The 19,732-nt window shown below is 65.5% G+C and carries 18 protein-coding genes and 1 riboswitch; of the genes, 6 read left to right on the forward strand and 12 right to left on the reverse strand.

All coding sequences use genetic code 11. The features are described 5' to 3' along the window. Positions 1 to 42: 42 nt before the first annotated feature. Positions 43 to 717 (reverse strand): arylesterase, encoded by a 675-nt coding sequence (locus AC0J5K_RS12840; RefSeq protein ID WP_274565961.1) that lies wholly within the window; start codon positions 715 to 717, stop codon positions 43 to 45. A gap of 19 nt (positions 718 to 736) precedes the next feature. Between AC0J5K_RS12840 and AC0J5K_RS12845 the strand changes: the two genes are divergently transcribed. The 3 genes from AC0J5K_RS12845 (at position 737) to AC0J5K_RS12855 (ending at position 4,981) form a co-directional block, all read left to right on the forward strand. Beyond that, on the forward strand, positions 737 to 1,429 hold the full coding sequence (locus AC0J5K_RS12845; protein WP_048532641.1) for an ABC transporter ATP-binding protein: 693 nt from the start codon (positions 737 to 739) through the stop codon (positions 1,427 to 1,429). Continuing rightward, positions 1,426 to 3,942 (forward strand): ABC transporter permease, encoded by a 2,517-nt coding sequence (locus AC0J5K_RS12850; protein WP_074836383.1) that lies wholly within the window; start codon positions 1,426 to 1,428, stop codon positions 3,940 to 3,942. The genes AC0J5K_RS12845 and AC0J5K_RS12850 overlap by 4 nt, the downstream gene beginning before the upstream one ends. Positions 3,943 to 4,081: 139 nt before the next feature. Then, positions 4,082 to 4,981 (forward strand): inositol monophosphatase family protein, encoded by a 900-nt coding sequence (locus tag AC0J5K_RS12855; protein ID WP_274565962.1) that lies wholly within the window; start codon positions 4,082 to 4,084, stop codon positions 4,979 to 4,981. A gap of 96 nt (positions 4,982 to 5,077) precedes the next feature. Here the strand turns inward: AC0J5K_RS12855 and gcvP are convergent, their stop codons facing one another. The 4 genes from gcvP to AC0J5K_RS12875 all read right to left on the reverse strand — a co-directional run bounded on the left by gcvP (position 5,078) and on the right by AC0J5K_RS12875 (position 10,281). Next, entirely contained in the window at positions 5,078 to 7,927 is a 2,850-nt protein-coding gene (gene gcvP, locus AC0J5K_RS12860) for an aminomethyl-transferring glycine dehydrogenase (protein WP_274565963.1), read from the reverse strand. Positions 7,928 to 8,018: 91 nt separating this feature from the next. After that, on the reverse strand, positions 8,019 to 8,381 hold the full coding sequence (gene gcvH, locus AC0J5K_RS12865; RefSeq protein WP_048532646.1) for a glycine cleavage system protein GcvH: 363 nt from the start codon (positions 8,379 to 8,381) through the stop codon (positions 8,019 to 8,021). A gap of 18 nt (positions 8,382 to 8,399) precedes the next feature. After that, positions 8,400 to 9,536 (reverse strand): glycine cleavage system aminomethyltransferase GcvT, encoded by a 1,137-nt coding sequence (gene gcvT, locus AC0J5K_RS12870; protein ID WP_274565964.1) that lies wholly within the window; start codon positions 9,534 to 9,536, stop codon positions 8,400 to 8,402. A gap of 164 nt (positions 9,537 to 9,700) precedes the next feature. Continuing rightward, positions 9,701 to 9,787: riboswitch (glycine riboswitch) on the reverse strand. 44 nt (positions 9,788 to 9,831) lie between these two features. Beyond that, the gene (locus tag AC0J5K_RS12875) at positions 9,832 to 10,281 is read right to left on the reverse strand and encodes an RrF2 family transcriptional regulator (RefSeq protein ID WP_074836376.1); all 450 of its coding nucleotides are present in this window, start codon (positions 10,279 to 10,281) and stop codon (positions 9,832 to 9,834) included. A 92-nt stretch (positions 10,282 to 10,373) separates the two neighbouring features. On the opposite strand from AC0J5K_RS12875, the gene AC0J5K_RS12880 reads away from it, so the two are divergent. Beyond that, positions 10,374 to 10,946 carry a gamma-glutamylcyclotransferase gene (locus tag AC0J5K_RS12880; protein ID WP_074836374.1) on the forward strand — a complete coding sequence of 191 codons (573 nt, stop codon included), beginning with the start codon at positions 10,374 to 10,376 and terminating at the stop codon, positions 10,944 to 10,946. Further along, positions 10,943 to 12,133 (forward strand): DUF2254 domain-containing protein, encoded by a 1,191-nt coding sequence (locus AC0J5K_RS12885; RefSeq protein WP_074836372.1) that lies wholly within the window; start codon positions 10,943 to 10,945, stop codon positions 12,131 to 12,133. The genes AC0J5K_RS12880 and AC0J5K_RS12885 overlap by 4 nt, the downstream gene beginning before the upstream one ends. Here the strand turns inward: AC0J5K_RS12885 and AC0J5K_RS12890 are convergent. Then, positions 12,130 to 12,723, reverse strand: coding sequence for a thymidine kinase (locus tag AC0J5K_RS12890; RefSeq protein WP_274565965.1), 594 nt, complete (start codon positions 12,721 to 12,723; stop codon positions 12,130 to 12,132). The genes AC0J5K_RS12885 and AC0J5K_RS12890 overlap by 4 nt on opposite strands. Before the next feature lie 280 nt (positions 12,724 to 13,003). Here AC0J5K_RS12890 and AC0J5K_RS12895 point away from each other — a divergent pair, with 280 nt between their 5' ends. After that, on the forward strand, positions 13,004 to 13,462 hold the full coding sequence (locus tag AC0J5K_RS12895; RefSeq protein ID WP_048532651.1) for a hypothetical protein: 459 nt from the start codon (positions 13,004 to 13,006) through the stop codon (positions 13,460 to 13,462). Here the strand turns inward: AC0J5K_RS12895 and rimO are convergent. From rimO to ccrA, 6 genes are all read right to left on the reverse strand, one after another. Further along, the gene (gene rimO / locus AC0J5K_RS12900; RefSeq protein WP_048532652.1) at positions 13,459 to 14,832 is read right to left on the reverse strand and encodes a 30S ribosomal protein S12 methylthiotransferase RimO; all 1,374 of its coding nucleotides are present in this window, start codon (positions 14,830 to 14,832) and stop codon (positions 13,459 to 13,461) included. The genes AC0J5K_RS12895 and rimO overlap by 4 nt on opposite strands. A gap of 41 nt (positions 14,833 to 14,873) precedes the next feature. Beyond that, positions 14,874 to 16,400 carry an ATP-dependent DNA helicase gene (locus tag AC0J5K_RS12905; protein ID WP_048532653.1) on the reverse strand — a complete coding sequence of 509 codons (1,527 nt, stop codon included), beginning with the start codon at positions 16,398 to 16,400 and terminating at the stop codon, positions 14,874 to 14,876. A 132-nt stretch (positions 16,401 to 16,532) separates the two neighbouring features. Beyond that, positions 16,533 to 17,165 carry an acyl-homoserine-lactone synthase gene (locus tag AC0J5K_RS12910; RefSeq protein ID WP_274565966.1) on the reverse strand — a complete coding sequence of 211 codons (633 nt, stop codon included), beginning with the start codon at positions 17,163 to 17,165 and terminating at the stop codon, positions 16,533 to 16,535. Between the two features lie 84 nt (positions 17,166 to 17,249). After that, complete coding sequence (locus tag AC0J5K_RS12915; RefSeq protein ID WP_048532655.1) at positions 17,250 to 17,945, reverse strand: helix-turn-helix transcriptional regulator; 696 nt, start codon at positions 17,943 to 17,945, stop codon at positions 17,250 to 17,252. Then, the gene (locus AC0J5K_RS12920) at positions 17,908 to 18,123 is read right to left on the reverse strand and encodes a hypothetical protein (protein ID WP_048532656.1); all 216 of its coding nucleotides are present in this window, start codon (positions 18,121 to 18,123) and stop codon (positions 17,908 to 17,910) included. Before AC0J5K_RS12920 ends, AC0J5K_RS12915 begins: the two co-directional genes overlap by 38 nt. A 211-nt stretch (positions 18,124 to 18,334) precedes the next feature. Beyond that, positions 18,335 to 19,627: a crotonyl-CoA carboxylase/reductase gene (gene ccrA, locus AC0J5K_RS12925; protein WP_074836364.1), complete on the reverse strand. Its 1,293-nt coding sequence runs from the start codon at positions 19,625 to 19,627 to the stop codon at positions 18,335 to 18,337. Between the last annotated feature and the right edge of the window lie 105 nt (positions 19,628 to 19,732).

Raw genomic sequence — 19,732 nt, forward strand, 5'->3', positions numbered from 1 at the left:
GGAAAGGCCCCGCCATCCGGTGGGGCTTTTTGCTTTCCGGGCTCAGGACGCGCCCGGAACCTCCGCGATCAGCCGTTCCACATGCGGGCCGATCCCCTCGACAATCCGCGCCACACCCTCCGCATTGGGATGGATGCCGTCGCCCTGCATCAGATCCGCGGCGCCGGAAGGATCGCCCCCGTCCGGCAGCAGGATGTCAAAGAACGCCGGCGCCTCCAGCGCGCCATGCTCGGCCGCCAGATCGGCATACATGCCGTCGAACGCCGCCTTGTAGTCGGGCCCGTAATTGCCGGGCGCCCGCATCGGCACAAGCAGCACCGGCATCTCGCGCGCCGCCGCCACCCTGAGAATCCCGTCGAGGTTGTCCCGCGACACCGCCGGATCGAGCCCGCGAAGCACGTCGTTGCCCCCCAGCGCCACGATCATCGCGTCCACCCCGGGGCTCAGGCTCCATTCAACCCGCGCCAGGCCGCCGGCGGTTGTGTCGCCCGACACGCCGCCGTTTATCAGCGTCACATCATGGCCTTGCGCCTCCAGCCAATCCTGCATCTGCGGCACAAACCCCTCATCGGCCATCAGCCCGTAGCCCTGGATCAGACTGTCGCCCAGCGCCAGGATCTCGAGTTCTTCCGCCGCCGCCGGCGCCGCCAGCGTCAAAACAATTGCGCACGCCTTGCTCAACCGCGCGCATACCCCATATGTGAAAAGCTGATACATTGCCCGAAAGGCCCTTTGCATGATTGATCCCGTCCTGTCGCTTAAAGATGTGCATCTGGCGCTCGATGGCAATGCCGGCAGGGTCGAGATCCTGCATGGTATTTCGCTTGATGTCGCCAAAGGCGCCTCGATCGGCCTCATCGGCCCTTCGGGCTCGGGCAAATCCTCGCTGCTGATGCTGATGGGCGGGCTGGAGCGCGCCACCGGCGGCAGCGTCACGGCCCTGGGCGAAGATTTCGGCGCGATGAACGAGGATGCGCTGGCGCGTTTCCGGCGCGATCACATGGGCGTGGTGTTTCAGAGCTTTCATCTGATCCCGACAATGACGGCGCTGGAAAACGTCGCCACGCCGCTGGAGTTGGCCGGCCACCGCGACGCCTTTGAGCGCGCCGAGGCCGAGCTCGAGACCGTGGGCCTCGGCCATCGCGCCGGCCATTATCCCGCACAGATGTCGGGCGGCGAACAGCAGCGGGTGGCGCTGGCCCGGGCCTCGGCGCCACGGCCGCACATCCTGCTGGCGGATGAGCCCACCGGCAACCTCGACGAGGCCAATGGCGGCGCGATCATGGATCTGCTGTTCCATCTCCGCGACCGCCATGGCGCGACACTTGTGCTGGTCACTCATGCCCCTTCGCTGGCCGCGCGCTGTGACCGCGTGGTGCGGCTGCGCGACGGACGGATCGACGCACAGGCCCGCGAGGCGGCGGAATGAGCCTCACCACGGCCGCCCGCTTTGCCCGGCGCGAACTGCGCGGAGGCCTGCGCGGCTTCCGCATCTTCCTCGCCTGCCTGGCGCTGGGTGTCGCCGCGATTGCCGGCATCGGCATGGTGCGCACCTCGATCGCGCTGGGGCTGGAGGAGAAAGGCGCCGAGCTTCTCGGCGGTGACGCCGAGCTGCGCTTCACCTACCGCTTTGCCACGCCCGAGGAACGCGCCTGGATGCAGGATCGCGCCACGAAGGTATCCGAGATCACCGATTTCCGCTCGATGGTGGTGGTCGACCGTAACGACAGCACCGAACGCGCCCTGACCCAGGTGAAATCCGTCGACAGCGCCTATCCGCTGATCGGCGCGGTCACGCTCGAGCCGCCGATGCCGCTGGATGCGGCGCTGGCAGGCACCGGTGCCGTCATGGCCCCGGTTCTGGCCGAACGGCTGGCCCTCTCGCCTGGCGACGATTTCCAGCTCGGCACCGAGACCTTCACGCTTTCTGCCTTGATCGCGCTCGAGCCGGATGATGCCGGCGGCGGCTTTGCGCTCGGACCCCGCACCCTGGTGCGCACCGAGGCGCTGGCAAACTCCGGCCTGCTTCAGCCCGGCACGCTCTTCGAAACCCATTACCGTCTGACCCTGCCCGCCGGCACAGATCTCGACAGTTTCCAATCCGAGGCCAGAGACCGCTTCACCGAAGTCGGCGGGCGCTATCGCGACGCCCGCAACGGCGCGCCGGGGATCGCACGCTTTGTCGACCGGTTGAGCAGTTTCCTGATCCTCGTCGGCCTGTCGGGGCTGGCGGTGGGCGGCGTCGGCGTCTCGGCGGCGGTGCGCGCCTATCTGGCCTCCAAGACCTCGGTCATCGCCACGCTGCGCACGCTGGGCGCCACGCGACAGGTGATCTTTCTCACCTACTTCCTTCAGATCGGCGCGCTGAGCCTGCTGGGCATTGCGCTGGGGCTCACCCTCGGCGCGCTGGTGCCGCTGGCCCTGGGACCGCTGCTGCAAGCGCTGCTGCCGGTGCCGGCGGTCTTTGCCATCCACCCCGGCCCGTTGCTGGAGGCGGCGCTTTACGGCGGCCTCACCGCCTTGATCTTTACCCTCTGGCCGCTGGCCCGCACCGAAGAGATCCGCCCGGCCGCGCTGTTCCGCGATGCCCTGGGCAGTGCCGGCCTGCTGCCGCGCTGGCCGCATGTGCTGGTGATCCTCGCGCTGATCGCCACTCTGCTGGGCGCGGCGGCGCTGTTTTCCGGCTCGTCGATGCTGACACTCTGGACCGCCGGCGGCATCCTCGTGGCGCTCACCGTGCTGGCGCTGGCCGCCGCGCTGATCCGCTGGGCCGCCCGCCGGTCGGGCCGCGCTGCGCGCCACCGGCCGGCGCTGCGCTGGGCCCTTTCGGCGATCTCCGGCGCTCAGGAAGGTGCCGCCTCGACCGTGCTCTCGCTGGGGCTCGGGCTGTCGGTGCTGGCCGCGGTCGGCCAGATCGAAGGCAACATGCGCGCCGCGATCCAGACAGACCTGCCCGACGTGGCGCCCTCGTTCTTTTTCGTCGACATCCAGAAAGACCAGATGCCGGGCTTCCGCGCCCGGCTCGGCGACGACCCCGCGGTGAGCAAGGTGCAGAGCGCGCCGATGCTGCGCGGCATCATCACCCGGATCAATGGCCAACCCGCGCGCGAGGTGGCCGGCGATCATTGGGTGATCCGGGGCGACCGGGGGGTGACCTATTCCGCCGCCCTGCCCGAGGACACGACGCTCACCGCCGGCACCTGGTGGGAACCCGACTACGCCGGCCCGCCGCTGGTCAGCTTTGCCGCCGAGGAAGCGGCCGAGATCGGCCTGCATCTTGGCGACGATATCACCGTCAACATCCTGGGCCGCGACATCACCGCAACCATCGCCTCGTTTCGCGAGGTGGATTTCTCGACCGCCGGGATCGGCTTTGTGATGTCGATGAACCCGGCCGCGCTCGAGGCCGCGCCGCACAGCTTCATCTCGACGGTCTATGCCGAAGAAGCGGCCGAAGCGACGATCCTGCGCGATCTCACCTCAACCTACCCAAATATCACCGCGATCCGCGTGCGCGACGCCGTCGACCGGGTGGCCGAGATCATGGGCGGCATTGCCCAGGCCACCGCCTGGGGCGCGGCGGCAACGCTGCTGACCGGCTTCCTGGTGCTGATCGGCGCGGCGGCGGCGGGCGAACAGGCCCGCACCTACGAGGCGGCAGTGCTCAAGACCCTGGGGGCGGCCCGCGCCCGCATCCTGCAAAGCTTCGCCCTGCGCGCCGCGCTGCTCGGCGCGGCGGCAGGGCTGGTGGCACTGGGGGCCGGGGTGGCCGGGGGCTGGGCGGTGATGACCTATCTGATGGAGGTGGATTTCGCGGTGCAATGGTCCTCGGCGCTGCTGATCGTGCTGGGCGGGGTGCTGGCCACGCTGCTGGCCAGCCTCGGCTTTGCCTGGCGGCCGCTGGCGGCCCGTCCGGCGCGGGTGCTGCGGGCGCGCGAGTGAGGCGCGCCCAGAACCCCTTCAGCCGCCGCTCCACCGCCCCTGGCCCGCGCCCGTACAGGCCGAGCTGCGCCAATCCTGCACTTGATCCCCCTCCCGTGGGCTGGCACACCCTGCGCAACCCCAATGACTCGGAGTTCCCATGTCGGACAACCTGCCCATGGCCGTGCACGCGCCGCTGACGCGCGCGCAGAAAACCTCGCTTCTGAACCTCGTCCGCCGCGCCGCCAAGGCCGAGATCCTGCCGCGGTTTCGGGCGCTCGATCCGTCGGAGGTGACCGAAAAGACATCCAAGCTCGATCTCGTCACCGCCGCCGACGAAGCGGCCGAGGCGATGATCACCCGCGGGCTGCAAATGGCCTTTCCCTCGGCGGTGATCGTCGGGGAAGAGGCGGCGTCGCGCGATCCCAGGATCCTCGACGCCTTGGGCGATGCCGAACTGGGCTTCCTGATCGACCCGGTCGATGGCACCTGGAATTTCGCCCATGGGCTGTCGCTCTTCGGCACGATGGTGGCGGCGACACGGTTTGGCAAACCGGTCTATGGCATGATCTACGACCCGCTCAACGATGACGTGGTGGTGGCCGACGAGGACAGCCTCACCACCTGGACCGGCCCGCGCGGCCGCCGCCGCACGCTCTCCACCGCCGACGCAAAGCCGCTGTCGGAGATGGTCGGCTACATCCACATGAAGCTGATGCCGGCCGAGGTCCAGCCGCTGGTCGCGGCGCTTTATCCCAAGATCGGACGGCCCGACGCGCTGCGCTGTTCGGCGCATGAATACCGACTGCTGGCCGAGGGCCATTGCGATTTCGTGCTGTCGTGCAAGATGACGCCCTGGGACCATGCCGCCGGCGTGCTGCTCTGCCAGAAGGCCGGCGGGCATATCGGTTTCCTTGACGGCCGAGAGTATTCCGCCGCCGAGAAAGAGGGTTATTTGCTCTGCGCCGGCTCCGAGGCCACCTGGAAAACCGTGGCCGACGAGCTTGGTTTCCTGCTCGGGCCGAAGCCCGAGAGCGAAACACTTTCCGACGAGGGATAGGATCAGACGCGGTGGGGTTTCCCCCCACCGCGCCCTCAGACAAGCCGGGCCGACGGCGGCCTGCGGCCTTGTTCCGGGCCGTGGCCGAGCCGGCCGCTACTCCGCCGCTTCGGCATATTCCTCCATCGGCGGGCAGGTACACACCAGGTTGCGGTCGCCAAAGACGTTGTCGACGCGGTTCACCGGCGGCCAGTACTTGTCCACCCGGAAGGCGCCGGGCGGAAAACACCCTTGCTCGCGGCTGTAGGGGCGGTCCCACTCGCGCACCAGGTCTTCCATCGTATGCGGCGCGTTCTTCAGCGGATTGTTGGCGCGGTCCATCCGGCCCTCCTCAATCTCGCGGATCTCTTCGCGGATCGCCAGCATCGCATCGCAGAACCGGTCCAGCTCGGCCTTGGTCTCGCTCTCGGTTGGCTCCACCATCAATGTCCCGGCCACCGGCCAGGACATGGTCGGCGCGTGAAAACCGCAATCTGCCAGCCGCTTGGCGATGTCGTCGACCGTGACATCCGCGCTCTCGGCAAAGGGCCGGGTGTCGATGATGCATTCATGCGCCACCCGGTCGCCGCGCCCGCGATAGAGGATGTCATAGGCCCCTTCCAGCCGCTTGGAGATATAATTGGCGTTCAGGATCGCCACCCGCGTCGCCTGGGTCAGCCCCTCGCCGCCCATCATCAGGATGTACGCCCAGGAGATCGGCAGGATCGAGGGCGAGCCATAAGGCGCGGCGCTCACCGGCCCCTCTTCGCCGCCCACCTCAGGGTGTCCCGGCAGATGCGGCACCAGATGCGCCTTGACGCCGATCGGCCCCATGCCGGGGCCGCCGCCGCCATGCGGGATGCAGAAGGTCTTGTGCAGGTTCAGGTGGCTGACATCGCCGCCCAGATCGCCGGGCCGTGACAGCCCCACCATGGCGTTGAGGTTGGCGCCATCGATATAGACCTGACCGCCGTGCTCATGGGTGATCTTGCAGACGTCCTGCACGGTTTCCTCGAATACCCCGTGGGTCGAGGGATAGGTGATCATGCAACCGGCCAGCGCTTCGGCATGTTTCTCTGCCTTGGCGCGGAAATCCTCGAGATCGATATCGCCGTTCCTGGCCGATTTCACCGGCACCACCTTCCAGCCGACCATCTGCGCGCTGGCCGGGTTGGTGCCATGCGCCGACATCGGGATCAGGCAGACATTGCGGTGCCCCTCGCCATTGGCGCGGTGGAAGGCCGCAATCGTCAACAGCCCGGCATATTCGCCCTGCGCGCCGGAATTGGGCTGCATCGAGAAATCGTCGTAACCGGTAATGGCACAGAGCTTTTGGCTCAGGTCACTCACCAGATGCGTATAGCCCAGCGCCTGATTGGCCGGCGCAAAGGGATGCAGCGAGGAAAACTCGCGCCAGCTCACCGGCATCATCTCGGCCGCCGAATTGAGCTTCATCGTGCAGGACCCCAGCGGGATCATTGCCCGGTCCAGCGCCAGGTCACGGTCGGCCAGCCGCCGCATGTAGCGCATCATCTCGGTCTCGGCCCGGTTCATGTGAAAGATCGGGTGGGTGAGATAATCCGAACTCCGAAGCATGTCCTCGGGCATCTTGTAGACCGGGGTGTAGTCGTCGTCCTTGCGGGTAATGCCGAAGGCGCGCCAGACCGCTTCGATGTTCGACGGCCGGGTGCATTCGTCGAGCGTGATGCCGACCCGGTATTCGCCGACGCGGCGCAGGTTCACGCCCTCGTCGCGGGCCGATTTCAGCACCGCCGATTGCAGCGTGCGCACATCGACGGTGATGGTGTCGAAATAGGCCTGCGGATCCACCTTGAAGCCGGCCTCCTCGAGCCCGCGCGCCAGCCGAACGGTCTTGCGGTGAATGCGCTGGGCAATCGCCTTGAGCCCCTCGGGCCCGTGAAACACCGCATACATGCCGGCCATGACCGCCAGCAGCGCCTGCGCGGTACAGACATTCGAGGTGGCCTTCTCGCGGCGGATATGCTGCTCGCGGGTTTGCAGCGAGAGCCGATAGGCGCGGTTGCCATGGCTGTCCACCGAGACGCCGACAATCCGCCCCGGCATGGCGCGTTTATAGGCGTCGCGACAGGCCATATAGGCGGCATGCGGCCCGCCATAGCCCATCGGCACGCCAAAGCGCTGGGTCGAGCCGACGGCGATATCGGCGCCCATCGCGCCCGGCTCTTTCAGGACCGTCAGCGCCAGCGGATCGGCGGCGACGATACCCACCGCATTGGCGGCGTGCAGCGCCTCCAACTGTTCCGTGAAATCGCGCACATGGCCATAGGTGCCCGGATATTGGAAGATCGCGCCGAAGACCGCCTCGGGGTCGAGCTTCTCGGGGTTGCCGACAATCACCTCGATGCCCAGCGGCTCGGCACGGGTCTTCATCACGGCGATGTTCTGCGGATGGCAGTCGCGGTCGACAAAGAACCCCTTGGCCTTGGATTTCGCCACCCGCTGCGCCATGGTCATCGCCTCGGCGCAGGCGGTGGATTCATCGAGCAGCGAGGCATTGGCCACCTCCAGCCCGGTGAGATCGCTCACCATGGTCTGGAAATTCAGCAGCGCTTCGAGCCGACCCTGGCTGATTTCCGGCTGGTAGGGCGTATAGGCGGTGTACCAGGCCGGGTTTTCCAGGATGTTGCGCTGGATCGCCGGCGGCGTCACCGTGCCGTGGTAGCCTTGGCCGATCATCGAGGTCAGCACCCGGTTCTTGGCCGCAACCTCGCGCATGTAGCGCAGCAGCTCGCGTTCCGACTTGGGCTTGCCGAAATTCAGCGGCGTTTCCTGACGGATCGCCTTCGGCACCGTCTCGTCGATCAGCGCGTCCAGGTCCGCCACCCCCAGCACCTCGCACATATCGGCCATTTCGGACGGCGAAGGCCCGATATGCCGCCGGTTGGCGAAATCATAAGGCAGATAATCGGTCGGTGTGAAAGTCATGCGAAGCCCCCTGCTTCATCTTGCCAAGAAATTGCCCGCCGAGGGCTGCGGCCCTTGCCCGCAACAACCGCAGCCACTCGGGCGGAAAAGCCTATCCGATAAAGGACTTGTAGGCCGCTTCATCCATGTAATCGTCCATCTGGCCAAGCTCTTCGGCCTTGATCTTGAAGAACCAGGCGTCGCCCTCGGGATCGTCGTTCACCTTGCCCGGCTCGCTGACGATGGCCTCGTTGACCTCGACGATCTCGCCGTCGATCGGGGCGAGGATGTCGCTGGCCGCCTTGACGCTCTCGATCACCACGATCTCGTCGTCCTTGTTGACCGATGTGCCGACCTCGGGCAGTTCGACAAAGACCACGTCGCCCAGCTGTTCGGCGGCATGGGCGGTGATGCCCACGGTTACCACGCCTTCGTCATCGGCCTCGAGCCATTCATGTTCTTCGGTGTATTTCATGGTCGTCTCCTGTTGGACCTATCTCTTGAAACCTTGCGCCACGAAGGGCAGCTTCGCCACCTTGACCGGCAGCCGCTTGCCGCGCACCTCGCCATAAAGCAGCGTGCCCTCGGCGGCGAGCGCTGTCGAGACATAGCCCATCGCCACCGGCCCGCCCACCGTCGGGCCAAAGCCGCCCGATGTCACCCGACCGACCGCCTCGCCACCGCTTTCCGCGGCAAATATCTCCACACCCTCGCGCATCGGCGCGCGGCCCTCGGGCCGCAGACCGACCCGGCGCTGCGCGGTGCTTTCGGCCAGATCGCCGAATATCTCGGCGGCACCGGGAAAGCCGCCTTCGCGGTCGCCACCGGGGCGGCGCACCTTCTGCATCGCCCAGACCAGCCCGGCCGAGACCGGCGTGGTGTCGGCGTCGATGTCATGGCCATAGAGGCACAGCCCGGCCTCGAGCCGCAGGCTGTCGCGGGCGCCAAGCCCGATCGCCTCCACCTCGTCATGCGCCAGCAGGGCGCGGGCCAGATCGACCGCCGCCGCCTCGGGCACCGAGATCTCGAAGCCGTCCTCGCCGGTATAGCCCGACCGCGAGATCCAGCATTCCGCGCCGGCGATCGGCAGCGTTTCGACATCCATGAACTTCATCTCGCGCACGCCCGGATGATGTTCGGCCAGCACCGCCTCGGCCGCCGGCCCCTGCAAGGCCAGCAGCGCGCGGCTGGTGATCTCCTTGACCGTCACCTCGGGCTCGAGCGCCGCGCGCATCCGCGCGATATCGGCTGCCTTGCAGGCGGCATTCACCACGACAAACAGGTGGTCGCCACGGTTGGCGATCATCAGGTCGTCTTCGATCCCGCCGTAATCATTGGTGAAAAACCCATAGCGCTGCCGGCCCTCGGCCAGCCCCAGCACATCCACCGGCACCAGCCGTTCCAGCGCGGCGCGGGCCATCTCGGGCGTCTTGGAGCGCAGCACCACCTGCCCCATGTGGCTCACGTCGAACAGCCCGGCGCGGGCGCGGGTGTGCTGATGCTCTTTAAGCACGCCCAGCGGATATTGCACCGGCATCTCATAGCCGGCAAACGGCACCATCTTGGCGCCGAGGCTCACATGCAGATCATATAGCGGCGTGCGCTTCAGCGCCCCATCCTCGTCAGACACTCATCCATCTCCCGTTGCGGGCCGGAGTGTCCTTGCTCGGATACATCCCGGCATCCCCATGAACCGACCCAACAGGTCAGCCCGGCGATGCCCCATCTGTCCTTCTGCCTGAGATCGTTATCCCTTCGGCGCCCCGGACATGGCCGGGATCTCTCCAGATTTTTGCGACATCGACGGTCCTCGGGGCCTGAGAGTTTCCGGGGCGGTTGCTCCTTCGGCACCGGCATGGCCGGTTCTCCCGTCGAGTCGCGGGGACTTTATGCGAAGGGCCAAGCAATTGACAATGGTAAAAATTTCAAGCGCGCGATGGCGATGTCGGCGCAATCATGTCCATCAATGGCCTGCTGTCGCCGACCAGCATGTCCAGCATGACCCCGTCAAGCTGTTCGAAAAACGCGGTATAGGCATCGTCCAGCGCAATTCGCAATTGACGGGCGGCAACCAAAGGGAAACTGGTGTCGGCCGCGGAAAAACTGTCGGACATCGGCACCGGTGCCTCGACCGCGCGAAACACTTCGCCAATACGGATGTCGGCGGGCGCGCGCGCCAGTTCCAGCCCGCCATTCCGGCCACGGTGCGTTTCAATAAAACCGAGCTGTCCCAATTGATTGACCACTTGGGCCACATGGTTTTCAGAGGAATTGCACTGCTTTGCTATTTCGGATTTTGTCACCAATCGGTCGGAATTGGAGGCGCAATACATCAATACACGTATAGCGATATAAGTACGCTTCGTAACACGCATAGATTTAATCCCCGATAACAATATGGCGCGACCCTGCCACAAAACTCGAAAGGAGAATTTGACATCCGTCACTGCGCGGGCACCTTTATGGCATGAACGATCCATTTTTTTTCGGATACGGGTCGCTGGTCAATACCGCGACTCACGACTTTCGACAGATCCGCCTCGCCCGGGCCCGCGGATGGCGCCGCGCGTGGCGGCACACCGATCTCAGACCGGTGTCGTTTCTCACCGCCGTGCCGGATAACGATTGCACCATCGACGGGGTGATCGCCGCCGTGCCGGGCGCCGACTGGCTCGCGCTCGACGAACGCGAACACGCCTATGACCGGATCGCGGCCAGCGCGCAGATCGACCATGACGCGCCGCATCCGCTCGATATCGCGATCTATGCCATACCGTCCGACCGTCATCGCCCGCCAAGCGACGCCAGCCCGATTCTGATGTCCTATCTGGAATGTGTGCTGCAAGGCTATCTGCATCGCTTCGGAGTTGAGGGTGTCACCGGCTTTGTCGCCACCACCGACGGCTGGGAGGCGCCGATCCTCGATGACCGCGCCATGCCGCGCTATCCGCGCCATCAGGTATTGGCCGCCGAAGAGCGCACGATGGTCCGCGATGTGCTCACCGATGCCGGGGCCCGTATCCTGATGAGCCTCGCATGATCTCGAAACTGCTGTACCTGGCCCAGCACATCTGGCGAACGCTCTGGGTTCGGGTGGTGCTGATCTCGGTCTTCTCGCTTCTGGCGCTGGCAATCGCGCCGCTGTTGACGCCCTTCATCCCGGAAAACATCCGGCTCCAGCTTGGCCGCGAGGCGGTGCTGCCGGTGCTGACGATCCTGGCCAGCGGCATGCTGGCGGTGACGACCTTTTCGCTCAACGTCATGGTCTCGGCCTATCGCGCCGCCTCGTCGATGGCGACGCCGCGCGCCTATCGCCTGCTGCTCGACGACACCATCACCCAATCGGTGCTGGCCACTTTTGTCGGCGGCTTCGTCTACAGCCTGAGCGCGGTGATCCTGTTTCACGCCAAGGTCTATTCCGAAGATGCCGCCGTGGTGGTCTTTGCCTTCACCATGGTGGTCGTCACGCTGATCGTGCTGGCGATCCTGCGCTGGATCGACCACCTGTCACATCTCGGCAGTATGGATCATACGCTGCAAATCATCGAGAAACGCGCCCGCGAGTCGATGCATGCCCGCGCCCGCCGCCCCTCGCTCGGCGCGCGCCGCATGCTCGACGACGACGTCGTGCCGGACACCGCCGGCAGCATCTGCTCGCGCAAGAGCGGCTATGTCCGCTTTATCGATGTCGCGCGGCTCAACGAACTGGCCGAGGACACCGACTCCCAGGTCTTTGTCACCAGCGTGCCGGGTGAATTCGTACTGCGCGGGTCTGTCATCGGCACGCTGTCGCGCAGCGACGCGGAACTGCGCTCACGTGCCGCCCGCGCCTTCGACATCGGCGACGTGCGCACCTTCGAGCAGGATCCGACGCTGGGGCTCACCATCCTCGCCGAAACCGGGCAGCGTGCGCTTTCGCCCGGGATCAACGATCCCGGCACCGCGATCGAGGTGCTCGGCCGGATCGAGCGGCTGCTCTGGGAGGAAGTCCCGAACGAGCCGCAATCCGAAACGGATTACACCCCGACCTTTGCCCGGGTCTCGCTGCCGGTGGTGCGGGCCCGTACCCTGCTCGATTGCGCCGTTCTGCCGATCTCGCGCGATGGCGCCGACAACCCCGACGTCACCCAGCGGATATACGAGCTGCTCAGCCGGATCTCGGCGCATCCGAATTCCGCCATGGCCAAGGCCGCCGCCGACATCCGGGATCAACTCGGAAGCCGCTAGCCGCGCGCCTGCCCCGCGCCGGTGGCGGCGCGCCAATGCTTGCGGCAGAGGCTCACATAGGTCTCGTTGCCGCCGATCTGGACCTGGGCCCCCTCGGTCAGCACCTTGCCCTGTTCGTTCTGCCGCACCACCATGGTGGCCTTCTTGCCGCAATGGCAGATGGTGCGCACCTCGCGCATCTCGTCGGCCAGCGCCAAAAGCGTGGCCGAGCCGGGAAAAAGCTGGCCCTGGAAATCCACCCGCAAGCCGTAGCACATCACTGGCACCTTGAGGTCATCCACCACATGCGCCAGCTGCCAGACCTGTGCCGGTTCGAGAAACTGTGCCTCGTCGAGAAAGATACAGGCCAGCGGCCCCTCGGCCAGACGCGCCTCGACATGCGCCAGCAGGTCCTCGCCCGGCGCATAGGTCACCGCGTCGCAGCCGATGCCGATGCGCGAGCCGATGCGCGCCGGGCCGGCGCGACTGTCAAGCTGCGCGGTCATCAGATAGACTTCCATGCCGCGTTCGCGATAGTTGTGCGCCGCCTGAAGCAGCAGGGTCGATTTCCCCGCGTTCATCGTGGAATAGTGAAAATAGAGCTTGGCCATGGCGCGATGCTATGCCGCGCCGCGGGGACGGAGGCAAGTGCCGGCCCCGCAGAAGCCACCGCGCAGACAAGCCGGGCGCCACCTCATCGGGCTGCCGGTTTCGCCGCCCGAACCGGCAGAGCTGTTGCGCTTTTCACATCGCCGGGGCTGCGCCTCCGGTTATGCGTGAAAGCCGATTGGGGTGTTTCATCGATGGCAAAAGCTGCTAAACCTCGTAATGGGAAAAAAGTCGGGGATTTCCCCGACTTCTGGGGCGAAGGCGGCAAAGCCAGGAGTGGGCATGGACAGTGTCGGAAGTTATCTCAAGAAGCACACCGAAGCGCTTGTAAAGGACGTGGGGATAGAACCCGCCTGCGAGGTGACCGGCAAGTCGAAGGCGACGCTGGGCCGTTATTATTCCGAGCACGAGGAACATTCCGACCGTTTCATGCCGGTCGACGCCGTGGCCGCGCTCGAGGCGGCCGCCTCCTATCCGCATGTCACCGCCGCCTTGTCAGAGCTGCGCGGCATCACCCTGTCGTTTGACAACCGCCGCGACAACGCCGAACGCAGCGGTGGCGTGAATGCCGACGTTGTGGCGCTGAGCCAGCGTTTTGCCATGCTGATGACCGAATATTCCCAGTCGATCGAAGACGGCATCATCACCGTCAACGAGGCCAAGCGCATGCTCAAGGAGACCATCGCCCTGCAACAGGTGCTGATCGACATGAAGCTGCACCTCGAGGATGGCTCGCTCTAGGCGGTCAGCCGCCCCCAGAGATCGTATTCGCCGGCCTCGTCGACCTCGACGGTGACGATATCGCCCGGCTTCAACGCCTCGGCCCCTTCGTCGATGAACAGGTTGCCGTCGATTTCCGGTGCGTCCGCCATGGTGCGGCAGGTGGCAATGCCGTCTTCGTCGAGGTCATCGACGATCACCGGCAGGGTCTTGCCCACCTTGGCGGCGAGCCGGGCCTCGGAGATTTCCTGCGCCTTCGCCATGAACCGGTCCCAACGTTCCTGCTTGACCTCGGGCGCCACATGATCTGGCAGATCGTTCGACCGCGCACCGGCAACATTCTCGTATTGGAAACAGCCGACCCGGTCGAGCTGCGCCTCGTCTAGCCAGTCGAGCAGATAGTCGAACTCGGCCTCGGTCTCGCCGGGGTAGCCCACGATGAAGGTCGACCGCAGGGTGATCTCGGGACAATCGGCCCGCCAGGCGGCGATCTCGTCCAGCGTCCGGGCCGAGGCGGCGGGCCGCGCCATGCGCTTCAACACCTCCGGGTGGCCATGCTGAAACGGGATGTCGAGATACGGCAGCACGCCGTTGGCCGGATCGGCCATCAACGGGATCAGCTCGCGCACATGCGGGTAAGGATAGACGTAATGCAGGCGCACCCAGGCGCCCAGGCTGCCGAGATCCCGCGCCAACGGCAGGATCGGCGCCTTGACCTCGCGGTCCTTCCAGTCGGTGCCAAAGGCCGAGGTGTCCTGAGAGATCACCAGCAGCTCCTTGACGCCGCTCTCGACCAGCTTCTCGGCCTCGCGCAGCACCGCGCGCGCCGGCCGCGACTGCAACCGCCCGCGCATGTCGGGAATGATGCAGAACTTGCACTTGTGATTGCAGCCCTCAGAAATCTTCAGATAGCTGTAATGTCGCGGCGTCAGCGTCACCCCCGAGGCCGGCAGCAGATCGACAAACGGATCGGGATCGGGCGGCACCGCCCCATGCACCGCATCCAGCACCTGTTCGTATTGATGCGGTCCGGTGACGGCCAGAACCTTGGGGTGTACCCCGGTGATATACTCGGGCTCGGCCCCGAGACAGCCGGTGACGATCACCTTGCCGTTCTCCTGCAAGGCCTCGCCGATCGCCTCTAGGCTCTCGGCCTTGGCGCTGTCGAGAAAGCCGCAGGTGTTGACGATCACCGCATCGGCGCCGGCGTAATCCGGCGAGATGCCATACCCCTCGGCGCGCAGCCGCGTCAGGATGCGCTCGCTGTCAACCAGCGCCTTGGGGCAGCCGAGCGAGACCATGCCGATGGTCGGCCCGCCCCGGCGGGCCTGCGCCTCCGGCAGGGTCATATGGGCAAGATCGGGGCGGAGGTTGGGCGGATTGGATGTCATCCGCGCGCTATAGCCGAGCGCGGCGGCCGTGGGAAGAGGCGCTACTCGCCCTGCATCTCCAGGGTCAGCGCCTGCTGCGGCACCGGCAGATCATCGATCCTGAGCGGATAAGTGGGCTTTGACAAGCGGTTGCGCACCACCCAGATCAGCCGCTCCTGCGCCCGGGTGATCGCCACATAGGCCAGACGTTTCCACAGGGGCTGGCCGGCCTCGACCCGGCCCATCCGCGCGGCGACAAAAAGATCGGGGGCAAAGACCTGCACCGAATCCCATTGCGAGCCTTGCGCCTTGTGGATCGTCACCGCTGCTCCGTGCAGAAAGGTGGCGCCCATCCGCGCGGCAAAGGGGATAAAGGGCTCTTCCTCGTCGAGCATCTCGATCTTGACGATCGAGGCGGCCGAGACCCGCGGATCCTCGGCCCCCATTACGTGCAGGCGCGAAAATCCGGGCCGCTTGCCCTCGCCCAGAAAAATCACCTGTGCGCCCTTGATCAGCCCGCGCGCCTCGAGGTCGAGCCGCTTCTTGCGGTGTTTCAAGGGCAGCTCGATACCGTCGCAGATCAACGGCTCGCCCTCGAGCAGCCGGTCCTCCGGCGCGTCATGCACTTTGCGAAAGGCGTTGATCAGTCGGATCCGCGTGGCATTGCGCCAGACCAGCACCGGCGAGCGCGCCATCAGATCCACCTCGACCCGCTGGCCCCAGACCACCCGCTCGTCGGCTCGCGCCTTATCCTCCACCATCCGCTCAAAATCGTGGAATTCGAGCTGCGGATCAGCCAGCGCATGCGCGAGATCGAGGATCGGATTGTCCGCCTCCTGACGGTGAATGCGGCGCAGCGACAGAACTTCCGGTTCGGCCAGCTTGTCGAATACCATCGTGCCCGACTGGTTAACCGGCGCCAGCTGCGCCGGATCGCCGAACATGCAGAGCGTGGGGAAAATCTCGCGCAGATCCTCGTATTGCCGGTCGTCCAGCATCGAGGCCTCGTCAACGAAACCGATGTCGAGCGGCTCGTCCCGCCGCTTCCAGCCGGTGATGAAATCCGAGCCGCGCAGCCCGGCCGCCGCCAGCGCCCCGGGGATCGAATTGTTCGACTGATAGAAGCTGTGGGCTCGGTCCAGTGCCGCCTCGGTCAGCCCCTCGATCTCGGGCCGCTCGCCCTGCCCGGCCAGCCATTCGGCAATGCGCTCGTACTCGGGGTCATAGACCGGGGTATAAAGGATGCGGTGGATCGTCGTTGCCGGCACGCCGCGCATCCTGAGCACGCTGGCCGCCTTGTTGGTCGGCGCCAGAATCGCCAGCGTGCGCCGGTCTTTCTTGCGCTTGCCCTCCCAGTCGCCCGAAACGATATCGACGCCGGCCTCTTTCAGCGCCTTGTAAAGCTCGGCCAACAGCAAGGTCTTGCCCGAGCCGGCCTTGCCGATCACCGCCAGCACGCCGGATCGCCCCTCGCGCGGCGGCGCCACATGGCCCGCGTCCAGATCCACACCCACCCCGCGCAGCGCGGCGCTGACGCGGTCAAAGGCTTCGGCCTGGTCTTCGGAAAATCTCAGCGCGGGCAAGGTCATGCGCGGACCCTACAAGCCCCGCCAAACAAGCACCAGAGCGATAGAGCCGCCGCTCCCCTGCTTCTTCCGCTCACAGCTACCGTGAAGGGCAACCGCGCGTCGGGGAACAGCGTTCCCCAAACGCTGCCCGCCTCAGGCGCTGACCGCCAGAGGTGGTGGGCCGCCAAAGGCCCGGTCGAACCAATGCGCCGATTGCGTCGTCGAAAGTCCCGCGCTCGTCGCCACCTGCGCCCGCGCGGCTTCCGAGAATTCCCAGAGCCCGACGCTGACCCGCTTCCGACCGGTGCCGGCGCTGCCCAGCACCTCGGGCGAGGCGCCGATCCGGCGATAGATCCGCACCATGCGCGCATCGAACACCCCGACAAAATGGCGCAGGCCAAAGTTACGCATGATCTCGCCGCCTGCCAGCATCAGCGCGGCCGCCACTTGCCCGCCCGCACCTTGCGACAGGCAGAAGCGGGTGCATTCCCAGATCAGCGGACTCTCGATCCGCCCGCCGCCGGTCAGATGGGAAAAATGATCGTTCACCATGGTTCGACCGGTGGTTGGCAAAAACCGCATTGAGCCGCCATGGCCACCATCGGCCGACTGCCAGAGCACGTAAAGCGGATGCTCGCCATCATAGGCATCGCGCTCCTCTCCCTGGCTATCCACCGTCACATTCCAGCCCAGCCTCCGGCCGAATTGATCGGCCCGGTCGCGGAACATCTCGTGCTGCAAGGCAGGCTCGCGGGCCAGCTGGTCGGCATAAAGGTAACGGATCATCGCGCCTCTCCTCTCGTGTCTCGAGAGAAGGCTGCGATCTCCGCCGTTAAACCTGCCGGACCAGAGCGTTGCCCGGATTAACCCTCAGACAACGATCAACCCCCGACTGAGCGCGCGGGCCACCGCATGGGTGGTGTTCAGCGCCCCGAGCTTGAAGCGCGCGGATTCGATATAGACCCGCAGCGTGTGTTCGGAAATCTCCAGCGCTTTGGCCGCCTGCGCCCGGCTGTAGCCCACCGCCAGCAGGGTCATCGCATCCACCTCTCGCGGGCTCAGCGCATGTCCCTGTTCCGGCAGGCGCCCGGGTTCGAACTCGAGCGCCTTCTGATTGAAGAAATGTGCCACCAGAATGAGATCGCGCCGCGAGGAGACGCAGAATTCCGCCCAGGCCTCGTCGTCGCAGCTGTGGCTTACGGTAAACAGCGCGAACTGCCCGTTGGGCCCCCGGATCGGGATCGAATATCCTTGGTTTCCGACGCCGTAAGCAATCGCTTCCTTCTGGAAGGCCCGCGCGGCCTTGGATGACCAGTCGAGCTGTTTCCAGTCTACCGGGTGGAACCGCTGAAAACAGCCCAGCACCACCGGATCGATCCGCAGATAGCCCTGATCGAGGTAACGTTGGACCCAGGCCGGATCATAGGTGCCGCAGCCGTATTGGTCGCCGTTGCCGTTGACCCAGTGATAAACCAGATGATTGACGCCGAATGCGTCGCGCAGCTCGGTGATGAAATCCTGTAACGCCTCAAGCGCGTCGGATTGCTCCAATCGCCTGAGCACCATGTCCAGTTTCGGCTGTGCCGCCTCGAACCCCAATGCCCGTCCCCTCCGTGCACGACGCCTGCTCGGCCATCGCAACGATGCGCGCATCGTCGAGCTGTTCGGCCAGGGCCGGCAGCCCGTTGGACAGGGCGAAGGTTTTGAGGTCGGCCAGTACGTCGAGTATCCAGTCGTGTTGCATTGTTAACTCTCATTTCGATTGGTTAACGAAGGATTAAAGCAACTCTACCACGACGCGACTTTCCAGAAAATTCACGCATTTCAACTCCCCCAAAACAGCGAGGCGGAAAATGCGAAGCACTTGAAACAAGACATGCGGGCCTCCGAACGCATTGCGGCCCGCAGCGCCCTCTGGGGGCAGCGCGGGCCGCAGCCTGGGGTTTCGGCGGGCCTCAGCCCTTCGGGCCGGCCTCCAGCGCGTCCTCGAAGGTGCGCAACCCGGTCCGGGGCGCCTGCACCAGCACCGACATATTGCCCGGCTTGTGCTCGTTGCGCCGCATCTTCATATGCGCCGCCGGCAGGTCGTTCCATTCGAAGACTTCCGACATGCAGGGATCGAGCCGCCGCTCGAGCATCAGCTTGTTGGCTGCCGCCGCCTGTTTCAGATGGGCAAAATGCGAACCCTGAAGCCGTTTCTGGTGCATCCACATGTAACGCACATCAAAGGTCAGGTTGAAACCTGTCGTGCCGGCGCAGATCACCACCATGCCGCCCTTTTTCACCACGAAGGTCGAGACCGGAAAGGTCGCCTCGCCGGGGTGTTCAAAGACCATGTCGACGTTCACGCCCTTGCCGGTGATGTCCCAGATCGCCTTGCCGAACTTGCGCGCTTCCTTGAACCACTCGGCATATTCCGGCGTGTTCACCGTGGGCAGCTGGCCCCAGCAATTGAAATCCTTGCGGTTGAGCACGCCCTTGGCGCCGAGGCTCATGACGAAATCGCGCTTGCTCTCGTCCGAGATCACGCCGATGGCATTGGCGCCGGCGGTATTGATCAACTGGATCGCATAAGAGCCGAGGCCGCCCGAGGCGCCCCAGACCAGCACGTTCTGGCCCGGCTTGAGGTCATGCGGCTCGTGGCCGAAGAGCATCCGGTAGGCAGTGGCCAGCGTCAGCGTGTAACAGGCCGCCTCTTCCCAGGTCAGATGCTTGGGCCGCGGCATCAGCTGCTGCGCCTGCACGTTGGTGAACTGGGCAAAGGAGCCATCCGGCGTCTCGTAGCCCCAGATCCGCTGGCTGGAGGAATACATCGGGTCGCCGCCGTTGCATTCCTCGTCGTCACCGTCGTCCTGGTTGCAGTGGATCACCACCTCGTCGCCGACCTTCCAGCGCTTGACCTTGTCACCCACTGCCCAGACGATGCCCGAGGCATCCGAGCCGGCGATGTGATACGGTGCCTTGTGGCCGTCGAACGGGCTGATCGGCTGGCCGAGCGAGGCCCAGACGCCATTATAGTTCACGCCCGCCGCCATCACGAGAACCAGCACTTCGTTGCTGTCTAGCTGCGGCACGTCGACGACTTCGAGCTGCATCGCCGTGTCCGGCTCGCCGTGGCGTTCCTTGCGGATCGCCCAAGCGTACATCTGCTTGGGCACAAAGCCCAGCGGGGGCATTTCGCCCAGTTCATACAGGTCCTTTTCAGGCGCCTCATAGGCGGCAATGCCGCCGTGCGTGTCCAGTGCCATAGGGGCCTCCTTGGTCAAATCGTGCCGCAACGCAGAATCGCGGGCTGTTTGTATGAAATACGCACGGCTGCGCAACATTGCAACACACAATGTCGCAGTTTTGTA

This window comes from Marinovum sp. E3 (assembly GCF_055755275.1).